This is a genomic window from Kitasatospora sp. NPDC101108 (assembly GCF_055584725.1).
Genome location: NZ_JBVJLM010000003.1, coordinates 494,095 through 508,664, shown reverse-complemented (window position 1 = coordinate 508,664; position 14,570 = coordinate 494,095). Strand labels below are relative to the sequence as shown.

The 14,570-nt window shown below is 73.5% G+C and carries 16 protein-coding genes; 6 read left to right on the top strand and 10 right to left on the bottom strand.

Translation table 11 applies throughout. The features are described from left to right. Window positions 1–59 precede the first annotated feature (59 nt). A complete protein-coding gene (locus ACZ6Z8_RS10580) occupies window positions 60–1,130 on the top strand; it encodes a 2-oxoacid:ferredoxin oxidoreductase subunit beta (RefSeq protein WP_465608180.1) in 1,071 nt (356 codons plus the stop codon). An 88-nt stretch (window positions 1,131–1,218) separates the two neighbouring features. Here ACZ6Z8_RS10580 and ACZ6Z8_RS10575 read toward each other — a convergent pair whose 3' ends face one another. The 3 genes from ACZ6Z8_RS10575 to ACZ6Z8_RS10565 form a co-directional block, all read right to left on the bottom strand. Continuing rightward, on the bottom strand, window positions 1,219–1,599 hold the full coding sequence (locus ACZ6Z8_RS10575) for a VOC family protein (protein WP_465608178.1): 381 nt from the start codon (window positions 1,597–1,599) through the stop codon (window positions 1,219–1,221). 179 nt (window positions 1,600–1,778) lie between these two features. Beyond that, on the bottom strand, window positions 1,779–3,440 hold the full coding sequence (locus ACZ6Z8_RS10570) for an LCP family protein (RefSeq protein ID WP_465608176.1): 1,662 nt from the start codon (window positions 3,438–3,440) through the stop codon (window positions 1,779–1,781). Beyond that, entirely contained in the window at window positions 3,433–3,774 is a 342-nt protein-coding gene (locus ACZ6Z8_RS10565) for a DUF6542 domain-containing protein (RefSeq protein ID WP_465608175.1), read from the bottom strand. The genes ACZ6Z8_RS10570 and ACZ6Z8_RS10565 overlap by 8 nt, the downstream gene beginning before the upstream one ends. A gap of 424 nt (window positions 3,775–4,198) precedes the next feature. Here ACZ6Z8_RS10565 and ACZ6Z8_RS10560 point away from each other — a divergent pair, with 424 nt between their 5' ends. After that, the gene (locus tag ACZ6Z8_RS10560; RefSeq protein ID WP_465608173.1) at window positions 4,199–4,840 is read left to right on the top strand and encodes a TetR/AcrR family transcriptional regulator; all 642 of its coding nucleotides are present in this window, start codon (window positions 4,199–4,201) and stop codon (window positions 4,838–4,840) included. A 50-nt stretch (window positions 4,841–4,890) separates the two neighbouring features. Here ACZ6Z8_RS10560 and ACZ6Z8_RS10555 read toward each other — a convergent pair whose 3' ends face one another. Together ACZ6Z8_RS10555 and ACZ6Z8_RS10550 are read right to left on the bottom strand one after the other, a co-directional pair. After that, window positions 4,891–5,610, bottom strand: a complete 720-nt coding sequence (locus ACZ6Z8_RS10555) for a hypothetical protein (protein WP_465608171.1) — start codon at window positions 5,608–5,610, stop codon at window positions 4,891–4,893. A 13-nt stretch (window positions 5,611–5,623) separates the two neighbouring features. After that, a complete protein-coding gene (locus tag ACZ6Z8_RS10550; RefSeq protein ID WP_465608170.1) occupies window positions 5,624–6,025 on the bottom strand; it encodes a GNAT family N-acetyltransferase in 402 nt (133 codons plus the stop codon). Between the two features lie 39 nt (window positions 6,026–6,064). Here ACZ6Z8_RS10550 and ACZ6Z8_RS10545 point away from each other — a divergent pair, with 39 nt between their 5' ends. Continuing rightward, on the top strand, window positions 6,065–6,514 hold the full coding sequence (locus ACZ6Z8_RS10545) for a hypothetical protein (RefSeq protein WP_465608168.1): 450 nt from the start codon (window positions 6,065–6,067) through the stop codon (window positions 6,512–6,514). Window positions 6,515–6,523: 9 nt separating this feature from the next. Here ACZ6Z8_RS10545 and ACZ6Z8_RS10540 read toward each other — a convergent pair whose 3' ends face one another. Beyond that, a complete protein-coding gene (locus ACZ6Z8_RS10540; RefSeq protein WP_465608166.1) occupies window positions 6,524–7,069 on the bottom strand; it encodes a hypothetical protein in 546 nt (181 codons plus the stop codon). A 174-nt stretch (window positions 7,070–7,243) separates the two neighbouring features. Between ACZ6Z8_RS10540 and ACZ6Z8_RS10535 the strand changes: the two genes are divergently transcribed. Next, window positions 7,244–8,359: an alpha/beta hydrolase gene (locus ACZ6Z8_RS10535; protein ID WP_465608165.1), complete on the top strand. Its 1,116-nt coding sequence runs from the start codon at window positions 7,244–7,246 to the stop codon at window positions 8,357–8,359. Window positions 8,360–8,362: 3 nt separating this feature from the next. Here ACZ6Z8_RS10535 and ACZ6Z8_RS10530 read toward each other — a convergent pair whose 3' ends face one another. Next, window positions 8,363–9,079: a DsbA family oxidoreductase gene (locus tag ACZ6Z8_RS10530; RefSeq protein ID WP_465608163.1), complete on the bottom strand. Its 717-nt coding sequence runs from the start codon at window positions 9,077–9,079 to the stop codon at window positions 8,363–8,365. Window positions 9,080–9,172: 93 nt separating this feature from the next. Next, window positions 9,173–9,721 (bottom strand): GNAT family N-acetyltransferase, encoded by a 549-nt coding sequence (locus ACZ6Z8_RS10525; RefSeq protein ID WP_465608161.1) that lies wholly within the window; start codon window positions 9,719–9,721, stop codon window positions 9,173–9,175. A gap of 230 nt (window positions 9,722–9,951) precedes the next feature. Here ACZ6Z8_RS10525 and ACZ6Z8_RS10520 point away from each other — a divergent pair, with 230 nt between their 5' ends. Then, window positions 9,952–10,920 (top strand): oxidoreductase, encoded by a 969-nt coding sequence (locus tag ACZ6Z8_RS10520; protein WP_465608159.1) that lies wholly within the window; start codon window positions 9,952–9,954, stop codon window positions 10,918–10,920. A gap of 6 nt (window positions 10,921–10,926) precedes the next feature. On the opposite strand, the gene ACZ6Z8_RS10515 is transcribed toward ACZ6Z8_RS10520, so the two are convergent. Then, window positions 10,927–11,427, bottom strand: coding sequence for a hypothetical protein (locus ACZ6Z8_RS10515; RefSeq protein ID WP_465608157.1), 501 nt, complete (start codon window positions 11,425–11,427; stop codon window positions 10,927–10,929). A gap of 172 nt (window positions 11,428–11,599) precedes the next feature. Next, complete coding sequence (locus tag ACZ6Z8_RS10510; protein WP_465608155.1) at window positions 11,600–12,322, bottom strand: chitinase; 723 nt, start codon at window positions 12,320–12,322, stop codon at window positions 11,600–11,602. Window positions 12,323–12,559: 237 nt separating this feature from the next. Here ACZ6Z8_RS10510 and ACZ6Z8_RS10505 point away from each other — a divergent pair, with 237 nt between their 5' ends. Beyond that, window positions 12,560–14,560: a hypothetical protein gene (locus ACZ6Z8_RS10505; RefSeq protein WP_465608153.1), complete on the top strand. Its 2,001-nt coding sequence runs from the start codon at window positions 12,560–12,562 to the stop codon at window positions 14,558–14,560. Window positions 14,561–14,570: the final 10 nt, after the last annotated feature.

Below are 14,570 nucleotides of genomic sequence, written 5' to 3'. Positions count from 1 at the left end.
CGAACCATCGAGAGGCGCGTGCGGGCGCATGCCCCCGCGGAGCGAAGCGAGGCGGGCGCATGAGCGACGTCGGCTCCGGGAAGCGTGACTTCCCGTCCCTGAAGCTGGTGCCCAGGGCCGAAGGGCCGCAGAGCGCCCGGGACTTCAAGACCGACCAGGAGGTGCGCTGGTGCCCCGGCTGCGGGGACTACGCGATCCTGGCGGCGGTGCAGGGCTTCATGCCGGAACTCGGCGTCAAGCGCGAGAACACCGTGTTCGTCTCCGGGATCGGCTGCTCCTCGCGCTTCCCGTACTACATGAACACCTACGGGGTGCACTCGATCCACGGCCGGGCGCCGGCGATCGCGACCGGGCTGGCCTCCTCCCGGCGGGACCTGAGCGTGTGGGTGGTGACCGGGGACGGCGACGCGCTGTCGATCGGCGGGAACCACCTGATCCACGCCCTGCGGCGGAACGTCAATCTGAAGATCCTGCTGTTCAACAACCGGATCTACGGCCTCACCAAGGGCCAGTACTCACCGACCAGTGAGCTCGGCAAGATCACCAAGTCCACCCCGATGGGCTCGCTGGACGCGCCGTTCAACCCGCTGTCACTGGCGATCGGCGCCGAGGCCTCCTTCGTCGCCCGGACCATCGACTCCGACCGCCAGCACCTCCAGTCGGTGCTGCGGGCTGCGGCCGAGCACGAGGGCACGGCGCTGGTGGAGATCTACCAGAACTGCAACATCTTCAACGACGGCGCCTTCGAGGTGCTGAAGGAGGCCGGCACCCGGGACGAGGCGCTGATCCGGCTGGAGCACGGACGGCCGATCCGCTTCGGCGCGGACGGCGGCAACGGCGTCTTCCGGGGCCCGGACGGCGAGCTGTTCGTGGCGCCGGTCACGGCCGACAACGAGGCGGACGTCGTGGTGCACGACGCCCACGCGGCCGGCCCCGCCACCGCCTTCGCGCTCTCCCGGATCGCCGACGCGGACACCCTGCACCACACGCCGATCGGCGTGCTGCGGGACGTCCGGCGGCCGGTCTACGACGAGCTGATGGCGGACCAGCTGGCCACCGCCGTCGACCGGGCCGGCCCCGGCGACCTGGCGACGCTGCTGGCGGGCGCCGACACCTGGACGGTGGACTGACCGCCCGGCGCGGCGGGTTCGCCGCGGCGAGTTCGGCGCCCCCGTCCCGGTCCCCCGGGGCGGGGGCGCCCCGCGTTCCGGGGGACGGCTACTGCTTCACCCACTCGACCAGCTCGACCACGACCCCGTTCGGGTCGGTGACCTGGAACAGCTTCTCGCCCCACGGCTCCTCGCGCAGCGGCAGGGTGATCGCGACCCCCTCCTCGCGCAGCCGCCGCTCCTCGGCGGCGATGTCCTCGACCACGAAGGCCAGGACGACCCCGTCCGCGGTCCGGTGCCGCTGCTCCTCGGGCAGCACCTCCAGGCCGCGCCGCAGGTAGACGACGTTGACCCCGCCGCCCGGGTGGGCGAGCGAGACGAAGCCGTCGGCGGACATCTGCTCGGTGTAGCCGAAGTGCCGCCGGAGGAAGGCGGCGGAGGTGTCGGTGTCCTCGACGGTCAGGGAGACGGCGGTGTCGGTGATCTGCATGGCGGAGCCCTCTCGTCATGGCGCACGGTTATCCCGTACGCAGTACACTATACACAGTACGGAGAATTGCGCCAGGGGTCGGCCCGGGGGCGTCGCGGGGCGTAGCGGGAAAGGCGCGAGGGAGGCCCCCGGGCGGGGGCCTCCCTCGGTGCGGTGCGGTGCGGGTCGCGTCAGTCGCGTCAGAAGACGCAGGGGATGCCGCCGTCGGACTCGGCGTCCACGCCGGGGCCCTGCATGGGCAGGTTGGCGGCCGGATCGCCGCTGGGGGCGGGGCCGGTGGGAGTGCTGGGCTTGTCGGAGGCGACGCCGGTGAAGCCGCTGCCGAGGGTCACCGCGACGTGGTCGGCGGGGACGGTGGCGGACTCGGTGGCGGTGACGCCGTAGCGGGCGGCGATCTGCTCGGCGGCGTCCTTGGCGCCCTTGCCGTAGCTGACCGTGGTGGTCTTCGGCTTGCCGGCGGCCGGACCGGCCTTGCCCTCCTTGAACCCCATCGCGACCAGCGCCTTGGACTCGGCGGCGGAGGAGACCCCGGCGGCCGAGGAGCCGTTGAACACGTCGACGGTGACCGGGGAGGCCGCCTTGGCCGGAGTGGTCGGGGTCGGCGAGGAGGTGGGGGCCTCGGTGGTCGGGGCGTCGGTGGCGCCGTCGGCCGGGGCGGCGGGCGCGGCCGCGTCGGCGTAGCCGAACAGCTGCTTGACCACCTTCTGGATCTTCGCCGGGGTGACCAGGTTGACGTCCTGACCGTTGCGGGTGCCGAAGCCGTCGAAGGTCAGGGTGTTGAACTCGACGTTGCCGCCGGTCAGTGCCGGGGCCTGCTGGGCGAAGTCCAGGACGTTCCACTCGTTGTCGATCACCAGGTCCTTCTGGACGACGCCGAACAGGTCCTTGAGCTTGCCGATGTCGCTGATGATGCCGTCCTGCTTGAGCTTGTGGACGACGGAGGAGATGAAGGCCTGCTGGCGGTGGGTGCGGGCGAAGTCGCCGGTGTTGCCCTTGCCGTCGTCCAGGTTGTGGCGCTGGCGGACGAAGGCGAGCGCCTGGGAGGCGTTGAGGGTGTTGATGCCCTTCTTGAAGTCGGCGCCGGAGCCCTGGCCCTCCATGGCCGGGTCCTTGGTGTCGTGGGTGAGGCAGACCTGGATCGGCTCGACGGCCTTGGCGATGTCGTAGAAGCCCATCAGGTTGACCTCGGCGATGTGGTCCACCGGCTGGTCGAGGAACTTCTGCACGGTGCGGATGGTGGCCGCGCGGCCGGCGTCGCGGCCGGCCTTCTCCAGGTCGGCGCCCTTGAGGCCCTTGGCCTGCAGGCCGGGGTTCACCTTCTCCTTGGCAATCCCGTAGGCCTCCTTGATCTTGTGCATGCCCTGCTGGGTGCCGTCCCCGTTGTAGGTCATGACGTAGTCGTCGCGCGGGATGGAGATCGCCTGCACCTTGCCGCCGCCCGCCGGTATGTGCAGCAGGATCAGCGAGTTGGTGTTGTAGCCGCCGACGTCCGAGCTGTGTCCGGCGTGCAGTTCGTCCTGGACGAACTGCGGGGGCAGGTCGGAGCCGTCCATGTTCTTGCGGCTGTCCAGGCCGATCAGCAGCAGGTTGACCGAGTTGTCCAGGTGCTTGGGGGCGTCCTTCTTGGTCTCCGAGATGGCGTTGGAGGTGGTCATCCCGTCGGTCAGCGACGTGTACTCGTACCAGACCACGCCGCTGGCGGCGAACACCGCGAAGCCCGCCGTGCAGGCGATCGCCCGGGCGGCGATCAGCAGTGGGGAGCCGCGGCGCCCCGCCGGGGCGTCCGGGCCCCTGCGGGCGGCGGCCCGGCCGGCCTCCTGCTGCTCGCGCTCGTCAGCCACGCTGCCTCCTCCGGTCCACGACCATCCGGGCCACCATCACCAGCAGGGCCGCGACCGCGGCCTGCGCCATCACCGGGAAGCCGTGCACCACCCACTTCGCGGAGCCGGTGGCCAGGGCGTTGCCCTGGTACTTCTCGGAGTTCGCGGAGAACTCGACCGCGGCCGTCACACCGAGCACGACCAGCGGGGAGGCGGCGAGCACCCACCACCAGCCGCGGCGGGTGCTGAGCCCGGCCGCCAGGCCGGTGCCGAGCACCGCGCACACCGCGAAGGCGACGCCCATGCCCGGCCCGGAGAGTTCGTCGACCACCGCGCCCACCAGCGGCAGCCCCACCGCCGCGACCCCGGGCAGGGCCGGCCCGCCGGAGAAGGGCCTCGCGGGGCCGGTGGGGCGGTTCGCCGTCCGCCGTCGTGAACCCTGGTCGGACGACCGTCCTCGCTGCCCCGCCACTCACTCACCCCCGGTGTTCCCGTGCTCGGCGCGCCGCCCCGGCGCTGCGCCGGAGTCGCGGAAGGGCGGTAGCGGCGCTGCCAGTACGGGACGCTGGTGTTCGGCCGGCCGGTTCCCGTTCCCGGTTTCCCGTCGTCGCCCGGGGGCAGGCACGTTTTCGGATTTGCTCTACAGCGGTGTAGAGATCGTACGCAGCATAGAGCACGCCTGTTCGGTGGCAAGTCCGCCCGCGAACGGGTCTGCATACACTACACCGAGCAGTTTTTTCGGCGGTCGGCGAGGGCGCCGGCGCAGAAGGAGGAGGGCTGTGGCGACCACAGGCGGAGCGGGACGACCGGAGAAGCGCAAGGCGATCACCCGGGCCGCGACGACGGTCTTCGGGCGCGAGGGCTACGTCCGGGCCAGCATGGACGCGATCGCGGCCGAGGCCGGGGTGTCCAAGCGCACGGTCTACAACCACTTCGCCGACAAGGAGACCCTCTTCCTGTCGGTGGCGCTCCAGAACTCGGCCGAACTGACCGAGCAGATCCGGGAGTTGATGGCGAAGTACCTCGACCGGGTGGTGGACCTGCGCCGCGACCTGGTCGACTTCGCGGTCGAGCGGGCGAACGCCGTCCTGTCCGCGGGCGAGCACGGGGCGCTCGGCCGGGCCATCCGCGCGGAGGTGGCCAACATCCCGGCGGACGTGCTGGAGGCCTGGCTGGAGGCCGGTCCGGTGGCCTCCCAGCGGGACCTCGCCCGGCACTTCGCGGCGCTCACCGACCGCGGGCTGCTGGCCGTCGAGGACGGGGAGCTGGCCGCCGAGCAGTTCACCCTGCTGACCTTCCACGGCGTGGCCGAGCGCTCCTTCTGGGGCGCCCTCCCGGTGGCCGCGGACGAGGTCGAGCGGATCGCCGCGGCGGGCGTGGACGCCTTCCTGCGGATCCACGGCGGGCCGGCGGCCGGGTGACCGGCAGGCCGGTGGGCGGGGCGGCCGCCCCGCCCACCGGCCGTCCCGCATCACTTCCAGTTGACGCCCTTGCCCAGGGTGTACGGCTCGCCCCAGTACTCCGCGCCGGCCACCTTGGTCGCCGTCGGCGCCAGCGCCAGCACACAGGAGGTGATGGACTGGCCGTTGGTGAAGCCCTTCGGGAAGGACGGGTGCGGGCACTTGTCGAAGGTGCCGATCAGCATCACCTCGGAGGCCTCCGAGCCGTCCGGCAGCGTGCCCTTCACCTGGGTCAGGCTGGCGAAGGACAGGTCGGTGCTGCCGGTGTTGGTGACCTTGAACCGGACGTAGTACGGCACCATGCCGGCCGCCTTGTCGCCCAGCTTGAGCGGGGCGAGGTCGGCCGGGTCGCCCTTGTCGATCGAGGTCACCGCGAGCGAGACGGTGCCCTTGGTGCTGCCCGAGGAGAACGGGACGGTGGCGGTGTCGCCGATCTTCAGCGTGGTCCCGGGCGCCGCGGTCGCACCGGCCTGGACCGGGGCCCCGCCGGTGGAGCCCGCGGTGGAACCGCCCGGGGCCGTGCCGGTGGCGCCGCCGCCCGGCGCGGCCGCCGAGCCGGAGGCCGCCGGGGTGGTGGGCGCGCCGGGCGGCGCGGCCGGTGCCTGGGTGGCCGGCGGACTTCCGGCGCTGTCGGACGACGCCGCGTCGTCGTTGCAGGCGGTCATGGTGAGCGCGCCCACGACGGCCAGGCCGGCCAGGGCCATGGTGCGGCTGGTGCGGATGGTCTTCACGTGACGTCCCCCGTCAATGCGGACCGCCGTGGCGGCGGTCCTCCTGAGGGACGTTCATAGCGCAGTGCTCAACGCGGGCGCCACGGTTTCGGTGCCGTCCTGACGAGGTCGTGACGAGTCCCTCGCGGGTCCGTGACAAGGGATGCCGAGTCGTGATCACCCGTGCCCGAACCGTCCGCCACCTCGTCCGATCCGCGAACTGGGCTGCCCGCAGCGCCAGTTCGGTGGAGGTCGTGACATCGGTGAAGCCGAGTTCCCGGTAGAGGCCGACGGCCGGGGCGTTGTCCGTACGGACGTTGAGGCCCAGGGGGTCGGAGGTCGGGGCGAGGTGGCGGCACGGGGCGGTGACGCAGGAGCGGGCGAGGCCCCGGCCGCGGGTCGCGGGTGCGGAGCGGATGCGTGGCGAGTCCGGCACGGTCCCGGCCCCCGCTCGCCGGTGTGACACCCTCGCCTCGTGGACGGGTTCGAGCAGCGCATGGACAGTGCCTGGGAGTGGTGGGGCGCCGCCGTCGAGGACTCCCAGGAGGGCCGGTGGATCCGCACCGAGGGCGAGCGCCGGATCATCGACGACATCGCCGCCGCGACCGTCGGCTGTCCGCCCGCGCCCGGTGAACTCCCCTGGCGCGCCCGCCTGGCCCGCATCGTCCGCTGGGCCGCCGTGCTGCGGCTCGCCGCGCAGGCCGGCGGCTGGGAGCTGGCGCCCGTCACCGGCGCGGCCCCGCCCCGGCCCGCGGGCATGGCGGCCCTGCTCTCCGCCGTGTACGCGGTCGGAGAGCAGGGCGAGATCTGGCTGCGCAGCCTCCCGGCGGACGGCCCGCCGCCGGTCGCCGAGGTCGTCGAGGCGGAGGCCTTCCTCTTCGGGCCGGGTTCCGTCGAGGACCTCCGCCAGTTCTTCTACGACTGATGCTCCTCGTCAGCAGTGCGCGATTCCCCGGATGTCCCAGATGGCCTGGTGGTTGTCCGTGCCGCGCTCGTAGCGGTAGATCACCACGTTCCAGTCGCTCTGGACGTGCAGCTGGTTGATCTCGTAGGACGCCCGGCAGCGGTTCGTCCCGGTGGCCCAGTACGGCGAGCCGTCGGGGTGGTAGAGCACGAAGTTGCCGTCGTCCTGCATGCTCGCGCGGAAGGCGGGTTGGCCGGCGGTGTTGCTGGCCCAGAGGGGCTGCCCGTCGTACCGGTACAGCACGAGGTTGCCGTCCGACTGGTAGACCAGGTTCGCGGTCCAGCCGTCCTCGTTGAGGACCCGGCCTCCGGGCGCGAGGCAGCTGCCCTCGGCCAGCAGCCCGTTGACGGGGGTGTGGTCGGCATAGACGTAGCCGTTCTCGATGCCGCAGTTGCCGTAGTCGTCCGGTGCGAGCCGGCCTCCGGCGCCGGAGGCCGGAGCGGCGGCGGGGATGATGACGGCGGCGGCGCTCAGGAGGGCGGTGGCTGCGCGGAGCCACCCACGTGCGGTGATCATGCGCCAACAGATACCGGCCGTCCGTGCGTACACCGCCGAGCTTCACCCGGCCGAGGGCGCGTCCCGCCGGTGTTGACGGGCCTGCGGAGCGGGAAGTCGGCCTTGTCCGGCTTCCTGCGACGTACGCCGGGCCGGGATGCAACCGAACAGCAGCTGCCATCCGTATGAGCTGATGTGAAGCTGACCGGCACTGCGTTCCTCGTCCTCTCCGTCGTCCTCGTCCCACTCTCCGTGGGCCTCCTGATGTACCTGTGGAACCGGGTGCGCGGCCCCCGGCCGGTGCGCTTCGGCGGTCGCCTGCTGATGGTGGCCTTCGCGCAGCTCACGGCCGTCACGCTGGTGTTCGTGGTGGTCAACGACGACAACCAGCTGTACGGGAGTTGGGACGACCTGCTCGGTACCGGGAGCCACGTCCGCGCCGTGCCCGTCCCGCCGCCGGCGGACGCGACGGCGGCCGCGAACGCGCCCGACCGGCCCAAGGTGGCCCAGCAGTTCACCTCGGTGGACGACAAGGCCGTGCCGAAGGACGTCAGGACGACCGAGCTGAAGGGCCGGGTATCCGGGGTGGACGGCGAGGTGCTGGTCTGGACGCCGCCGCAGTACGACGACCCGGCCTACAAGGACAAGAAGTTCCCGGTGGTCGAACTGCTCGTGGGTTTCCCCGGCTCGTCCAGCGCCTGGTTCGGCAGCATGAACGTGTCCCGGCAGCTGGCGCCGCTGATGAAGTCCGGGCAGGTCGCGCCGTTCATCCTGGTCTCGCCGCGGGTCGTGCTGCTCGAAGGGCACGTCGACACGGGCTGCGCGGACGTGCCGGGCCGGGTCAACGCCGAGACCTGGCTGGCGCGGGACGTGCCGCAGATGGTGCTGGACAACTTCCGCGCCGAGCCGGGCCCCGAGCACTGGGCCGTGGCCGGCTACTCGGCGGGCGGGCACTGCGCCGCCCGGCTCGCGCTGGGGCACCCGAACCGGTACCACGCCGGGGTGAGCCTGTCCGGGTACAACGACCCGGCGGGCGAGTCGGACTCGCTCACCGCCAAGGACCCGCACCTGCGCGAGGTCTCCAACCCGGTCTACCTGCTGCAGCACGCCCAGACGCCGCCCGACGTCGCCCTGTACGTGACGGGCAAGAGGGGGGACGGCTACGAGGACGCCCTGGCGCTCCAGAAGAACGCCAAGGCGCCGACGGCCGTCACCCCGGTGGAGGTCAACGGCCCGCACCTGACGTCCACCTGGGAGCCGCTCGTCCCGTCGGTGTTCACCTGGCTGACCCAGACCGTCGGGAAGGGCTGAGCGTCACCGCGGGGGCAGCTCGCAGCCCTCCGGCCCGCACGCCTGCTCGTCGCCCGGCGCGCCGACCTGGACCAGTGGCGAGGGCACCCGGCTCGCCCAGGCCTGCTCCAGCGCCCGGGTGAAGGTGTCGGCGGGCTGGGCGCCGGACACCCCGAGCCGCCGGTCCAGGACGAAGAACGGCACGCCCGTCGCGCCCATGGCGCTCGCCGTCGCCTCGTCCTCGCGCACCGCCTCCGCGTAGGCCTCCGGATCGGCCAGTACGGCGGCCGCCGCCTCGCCGTCCAGCCCGGACCCGACGGCGAGCTCCAGCAGGCGCCCGGCGTCGAAGGCCGACCGCTCCTCGGCGAAGTTGGCCCGGTACAGCGCGTCCAGCAGTTCGGCCTGGCGGCCGTGCGCCCTGGCGAAGTGCAGCAGCCGGTGCATGTCGAAGGAGTTCGCGGCGTCCCGCCCGCCGTCCAGGTACGGCAGGCCCTCGCCGCGCGCGTTCTCGGCGATCCGGGCCTCGGCCGCCTCGGCCTGCTCCAGGCTCATCCCGTACTTGGCGGCGAGCAGCGGGATCACCGGATGGGCCGCGCGCGGCGCGTGCGGGTCCAGCTCGAAGGAGCGGTGGACGACCTCCACCTCGGCGCGGTGCGGGAACGCGGCCAGGGCCTGTTCGAACCGGGCCTTGCCGATGTAGCACCACGGACAGTTGATGTCGCTCCAGATCTCCACGCGCACGGCGCTGCACTCCTTCCGGCCACGCGCGGTCCTTCCGCGCCGACGCCTTCCGGAACGCCGACGGGCACCTGAATATTTCTCGTCCTGAAATGTTCAGGTGCGGGACCCGGCGAGCGGCCGCTCGTAGCGGCTCATCCAGAGCACCGGGCCCTCGCGCTTCGGCTGTCCTGGGATGCCGGGCCAGGGCGCGTCGCCGCGATGGACGAAGCCGCGCCCCTCGTAGTAGTCGCGCAGCGAGCGGTTGTGGGCGACGCAGTCCAGCCGCAGCGCGTCGACCCCGCGCTGCCGCGCCCGGTCCTCGGCCCAGTCGAGGATCACCCCGCCCAGGCCGCGCGCCCGCCGGCGTACGGCCAGCCGGTGCACGTAGCCGGCCGTCCCGCCCACGTCCGCCCACAGGGCGTCGGCCCAGTCCAGGGTGACCGTCCCCGACGGCTTGTCGCCGACGTCCACCAGCCAGGTCTCACCGCGCTCGATCGCCCCGGCCACCCACACGGGCGAGAAGCTGACCGGCCACTGGCGGATGCCCCGGCCGCCCAGCCAGCCGGCCGCCTCGTCCAGCACGCTCAGCACCTCCTCGGTGTGCTCGCCGCTCGCGGGCCGGAACGACACCGGGTCGCCGGCCCACTCGATCGAACTGCTCATCGTTCCTGCCGTTCCGGTGCGAAGGCCGACACGAGATCCCGCGCCGTCCAGCGTTCCAGCTCCTCCGGCGCCGCGTCCACCGGCCCCGGGTACGGCCGGTACGGGGCGCCCGACAGCTCCTCCGCCGCCGTCGAAAGGGGGCCGCGACGGCTCGGGGCGGGCGGAGAGATCCCCCCGAGGCCGGGCGGCGACTTGAGCTGGACCGCGGTCCAGCTCCTACCGTCCTCGCCATGACCACCACCGATCAGCAGCCGCTCGGCTCGCCCTTCTCCGCCGCCAGCACCGCCGAGGACGTCATGGCCGGAATCGACCTCTCCGGCCGGACCGCCGTGGTGACCGGCGGCTACTCCGGCCTCGGCCTGGAGACCTCCCGGGCCCTGAGCGCGGCCGGCGCCCGGGTGATCGTCCCGGCCCGCCGGCCGGACGCCGCCCGCGCCGCGCTGCGGCCGTTCGACGGCTGCGAGGTCGTCCCGATGGACCTCGCCGACCCGGACGGCGTCCGGGCCGCCGCCGCGCGGATCGCCGGCTCCACCGACCGGCTCGACCTGCTCTTCGCGCTCGCGGGCGTGATGGCCACCCCGGAGCGGCGCGTCGGCCCGGGCTGGGAGGGCCAGTTCGCCGCCAACCACCTCGGGCACTTCCTCCTCGCCTGCGAACTCCACCCGCTGCTCGCGGCGCACGGCGCCCGGGTGGTGGTCAACAGCTCGGCCGGGCACGCCCTCACCGACATCCGCTGGCACGACCCGCACTTCCGCACCGGGTACGACAAGTGGCTCGCGTACGGCCAGTCCAAGACCGCCAACGTCCTGTTCGCCGCACGGCTCGACGCGCTCGGGCGGGCCGACGGAGTGCGGGCCTTTGCACTCCACCCGGGCAAGATCATCACCGGTCTCCAGCGGGAGATGACGCTCCGGGAGCAGATCGACCGCGGCTGGGTCGACGAGCACGGCACCGTCGTCGGCGCCGACTTCAAGTCGCCCTCCCAGGGCGCGGCCACCGGCCTCTGGGCGGCCACCTCCCCGCTGCTCGACGGCCGCGGCGGCCTCTACCTGGAGGACTGCGAGGTCGCCCGCGTCGCCGCCCCCGGCGACTCGATGGACGACGGCGGCGTCCGCCCGTACGCCCTCGACCCCGACGCGGCGGCCCGCCTCTGGGACCTCTCCCTCGCCGCGACCGGCGCCACGCCGATCACCGGCTGAGCGTCGCTACAGGCAGATCCAGCAGTACAGCCGCTCGCCCGCCGTACGCGCCCGGCGGGCGAGCGCGATCAACTCCTCGGCCAGCGGCAGCAGATCCGCCGGATCGGCGCCGTGCCACTCGGCGGCCTCGGCCCACCGCGCCACGGCCGCCGGTATCCGGTCGTCGCGCACCCCGGCGAGCGCGTCCCGGGCGGCGTCGTCGAGCTCGGTCACCCACGGGCCGGTCGACCAGGGGTCGTCCTCGCTCCAGGGGCCGTCCGGGCCGGGCTGCGGAGTGGTCGGCCAGACCGCCGCGTCCTCCACCAGGTCGACCCGCCACGGCTCCGCCCGGATCGCCGCGACGAGCTGCCCCAGCAGGACACCGGGATCGACGCCCTTGGCCATGACGCCGTCGAAGGCCCCCTCGGAGGCCTCGCCGAACTCGGGCCGCGCGCCCCCGGTCAGCTCCAGCGCCCGCACGACGGCCGCAGCACCGGGCGCCCGGAAGTAGTCGGTCAGCACACCCATTCCGGCGGCCCCCCTCGTCTCGGATCCTGGGGGCAGTGGATCAGACGCCACTGACACCGCTCACCCGATCGGCTGACGCTGAGCAGGAAGTCGGCCCGGCCGACTTCCTGCTCCACGAGGGCCACGAGGGCCACGAGGGCCACGCCGCCCGCGACGCCCACGAGGGCCGGGCTCAGCAGGAGATGCTGCCGCCGCCCGTGTTCGTGCCCAGTACCCCGACGAACTTCCGGAACAGGTTGATCCGGTCGTTGCGCTCGTCCGGGTTCTTGCCGTTGCACTCCAGGTCGCCGTTGATGCTGCGGATGGTCTCGCCGAAGCCCCTGTTGTTGACGACGGCGTCGTGCGGCGTCATCGTCCCGGCGCCCTTCTGCGTGTCCCAGAACCAGAGCGCGGTCTTCCAGGCGACGGCCGGGTCCTTCTCCACCTTGGACGGGTCGTGCAGCAGGTCGATGCGCAGGGCGTCGCCCGCGGCCTTGTAGTTGAAGTTCCAGCTGATCTGCAGCGGCCCGCGCCCGTAGTAGGCGCTGTGGCCCGCCGGGCAGCCGTAGGGCTGGGTGGTGTCGCAGTAGTGGCTGTAGTTGGCGGTGTTCTGCTCGACGACGAACCTCAGGCCGCCGGTCTCGTGGCTGACGTTGGCCAGGAACGCGGCCGCCTCGCGCTTGCGGGTGGCGGTGTCGCCGGTGGTGGCGAACGCGGGGTAGGCGCCGAGGGCGTCGGTGAGGCCCTTGTACGTGTAGAAGGGGTTCCGGTTCGGGAACATCTGGTTGAACCGGGCCTCGCTGACCACGAAGGAGCCTGCGGCGGAAGCCGGGGTGGCTGTCGGCCCGGTGAGCGCGACGGTGCTCAGGACGGCGGCCGAGGCGGCCGCGGAGAGGGCGCGGGGGAACTTCATCATTTCCTCGCAAGGAGTCAGGGGACGTCCGCGGAGCGGTGCTTCGTTCTCGGATCACCGCCGCCCCATCGTGGTCGGCGACACGCGCGGACCGCGTCTTTCCGAGGTCTAAACCACTCGTTCGGGTCGTATCCGATCGAGGAATCGGGGCGCCGTCGACCGCAGGGTGATCATCCGGCTGTCGTACGCACCGGATACCCTCGTCCGCGCACGAGCCGAGAGCGGACCCGGGGGACAGGGATGGCGCACACCGACGACGAGGGCGACGCGCGGCTGGCGGCCGAGGGTGAGGTGGCCGTCGCCCGGCTGGCGATCGACTCCGGGGACCTCGCCCACGCCGCCGACCACCTCTCCGACGCGATCCTCGCCGACCCCCAGCTGCCCGAACTGCACGAAGCGCTGGCCGAGTTGTGCGCCGCCGCCGGCGGCCCCGCCGCGGCCCGCGAGCTGTTCCCGCTGGACGGCGAGGTCTACCTCGGCACCGTCGTCTGCCGCGCCCACGTGGAGGCCGCCGCCGGGGACTGGGACACCGCCGTCGGCCTGCTCGCCTCGGCGATCCAGTACGAGCCGGCCCGCCCCTGGGCGCACAGCGCCTGGCTCGCCCGCGAGGACCTGCCCGCCCTGGTCGACCCGGACGCGGCCGCCCAGGCGGCGGCCCGCGCCGCCGGGGCGCTGCCCGACCCGCTGTCCGCCGAACTGGCCGACGCCGTAAGGCCCTTCGAGCGCTTCCTGCGGGCCGTGACGGAGCGCCACCCCGAGCACCCGCTGCTGCTCGCGATGGCCTCCGGCCTGACCCGCCGCTTCGGCGCCACCGCCCGCGCCGTCGAACTCGCCGAGCGGGCCCACCGGCTGGCCCCCGGCTACCTGCCCTCCGTGATGCTCGGCAACGCCCTGCGCGCCGACGGCCGCCCCGAGGAGGCGCTCACCGTCTGGGAGGCCGAACTCGCCCGGGTCGCGCCGGACGACGGGAACTCCAGCAGCTACCTCGCGGTGGACGTCGCCGAGCTGTACGGCACCCTCGGCCGCCCCGCCGAGGGCCTGCCCTGGCTGGAGCGCGTCCTCGCCACCGAGCCGGACCACCCCAAGGCCGCCCCCGCCCTGCACGGGCTGCGCTTCGCCGTCGACGGCGAAGCCGCTCACCTGCTCGCCCTCGCCGACCACCACCGCGACCACCCCGACCACGAGTACGCCCAGGACCTGCTGGAGCGGCTCAGCCACCGCGAGCCCTGGCTCGGCATGGTCTCCGGCGCGACCGAGGCGACCGTCAACGTGCTGCACGAGGTGCTCGGTTCGGACGGCACCGACCGCGGCGCCGAGATCGACTGCACCGCCTCCGCCGTCGAGCCGCCCAGCTCGGTGCTGGCGCTCCGCCTCGCGCTGCCGCGCTCCACGGTCTCCTACCGGTCCGTCGGCGAGCCCGACCCCCGGCTGCCGCTGACCGAGCCCACCACCCGGATCTGGTCCTGGGACGGCACCGACCCGCGCCCGGCCGTCGCCGCGCCCGCCCCGTCCAGCGCCGAACTCCTCCGCGCCACCGCCGAGATCGTCTGGCCGACCGTCCCCGCCGCCTACGACCACGCCGTCCGGCTCGCCGGGCTTCCGCTGGACGAACTGCTCGCCGTGCTCGTCCACCCGCCGCTGCCCCGGGAGGACGAGCTCGGCCGCGTGCTGCTCGCCCACCAGCCCGAGCTGTGGGTGCGCGCCGTCCAGGCCTTCGCCTGCCTGGGCATCGCCCACCACCGCACCGACCAGCCCTGGGAGGGCTCCGAGCGCCGCCGGGTGCTGCGCGACCTGCTGCTCGGGCCGGAGGACTGGGTGGTCGAGGCGGCCGGCTTCGCCCTGGTCGCGATCGGCTGGACGCACCCGTCGGCCCGCGCCGACATCGCCGAACTGCTGCGGCAGCGGCTGCACTACAGCGCCCGGGCGAGCCGCAGCCGGGTGGTGACGATCCTGCGCTCGTACTGCGCCCTGGTGCTGGCCGCGCCGTGGACCCGGCCGGACGACCGCGAGACCGCCCGGCGCCTGCTGGACGAGGTGGACGCCGAGCTCGCCGAGGACGCCGAAGGCGCCGAGGACGCCCCGCACGCCGCCGAGGACGCCCCGGACGACACCGAGAACGCCCCGCACGCCGCGGAGCCGGAGGGCGTGGAGCCGGAGGGCGCGGGCGAGGGGCCCGGCACGCCCGGACCCGTGCGGCAGCCCCGCCCCGGCCTGATCCGCCGCCTCTTCGGCCGCTCCTAGACACCCCGGG

Coding starts and splice junctions, on each gene's coding strand:
- ACZ6Z8_RS10520 (WP_465608159.1), top strand. CDS start 9,952: ATGACCACCACCGATCAGCAGCCGCTCGGCTCGCCCTTCTCCGCCGCC.
- ACZ6Z8_RS10575 (WP_465608178.1), bottom strand. CDS start 1,599: ATGCAGATCACCGACACCGCCGTCTCCCTGACCGTCGAGGACACCGAC.
- ACZ6Z8_RS10540 (WP_465608166.1), bottom strand. CDS start 7,069: ATGATCACCGCACGTGGGTGGCTCCGCGCAGCCACCGCCCTCCTGAGC.
- ACZ6Z8_RS10525 (WP_465608161.1), bottom strand. CDS start 9,721: ATGAGCAGTTCGATCGAGTGGGCCGGCGACCCGGTGTCGTTCCGGCCC.
- ACZ6Z8_RS10505 (WP_465608153.1), top strand. CDS start 12,560: ATGGCGCACACCGACGACGAGGGCGACGCGCGGCTGGCGGCCGAGGGT.
- ACZ6Z8_RS10515 (WP_465608157.1), bottom strand. CDS start 11,427: ATGGGTGTGCTGACCGACTACTTCCGGGCGCCCGGTGCTGCGGCCGTC.
- ACZ6Z8_RS10580 (WP_465608180.1), top strand. CDS start 60: ATGAGCGACGTCGGCTCCGGGAAGCGTGACTTCCCGTCCCTGAAGCTG.
- ACZ6Z8_RS10510 (WP_465608155.1), bottom strand. CDS start 12,322: ATGATGAAGTTCCCCCGCGCCCTCTCCGCGGCCGCCTCGGCCGCCGTC.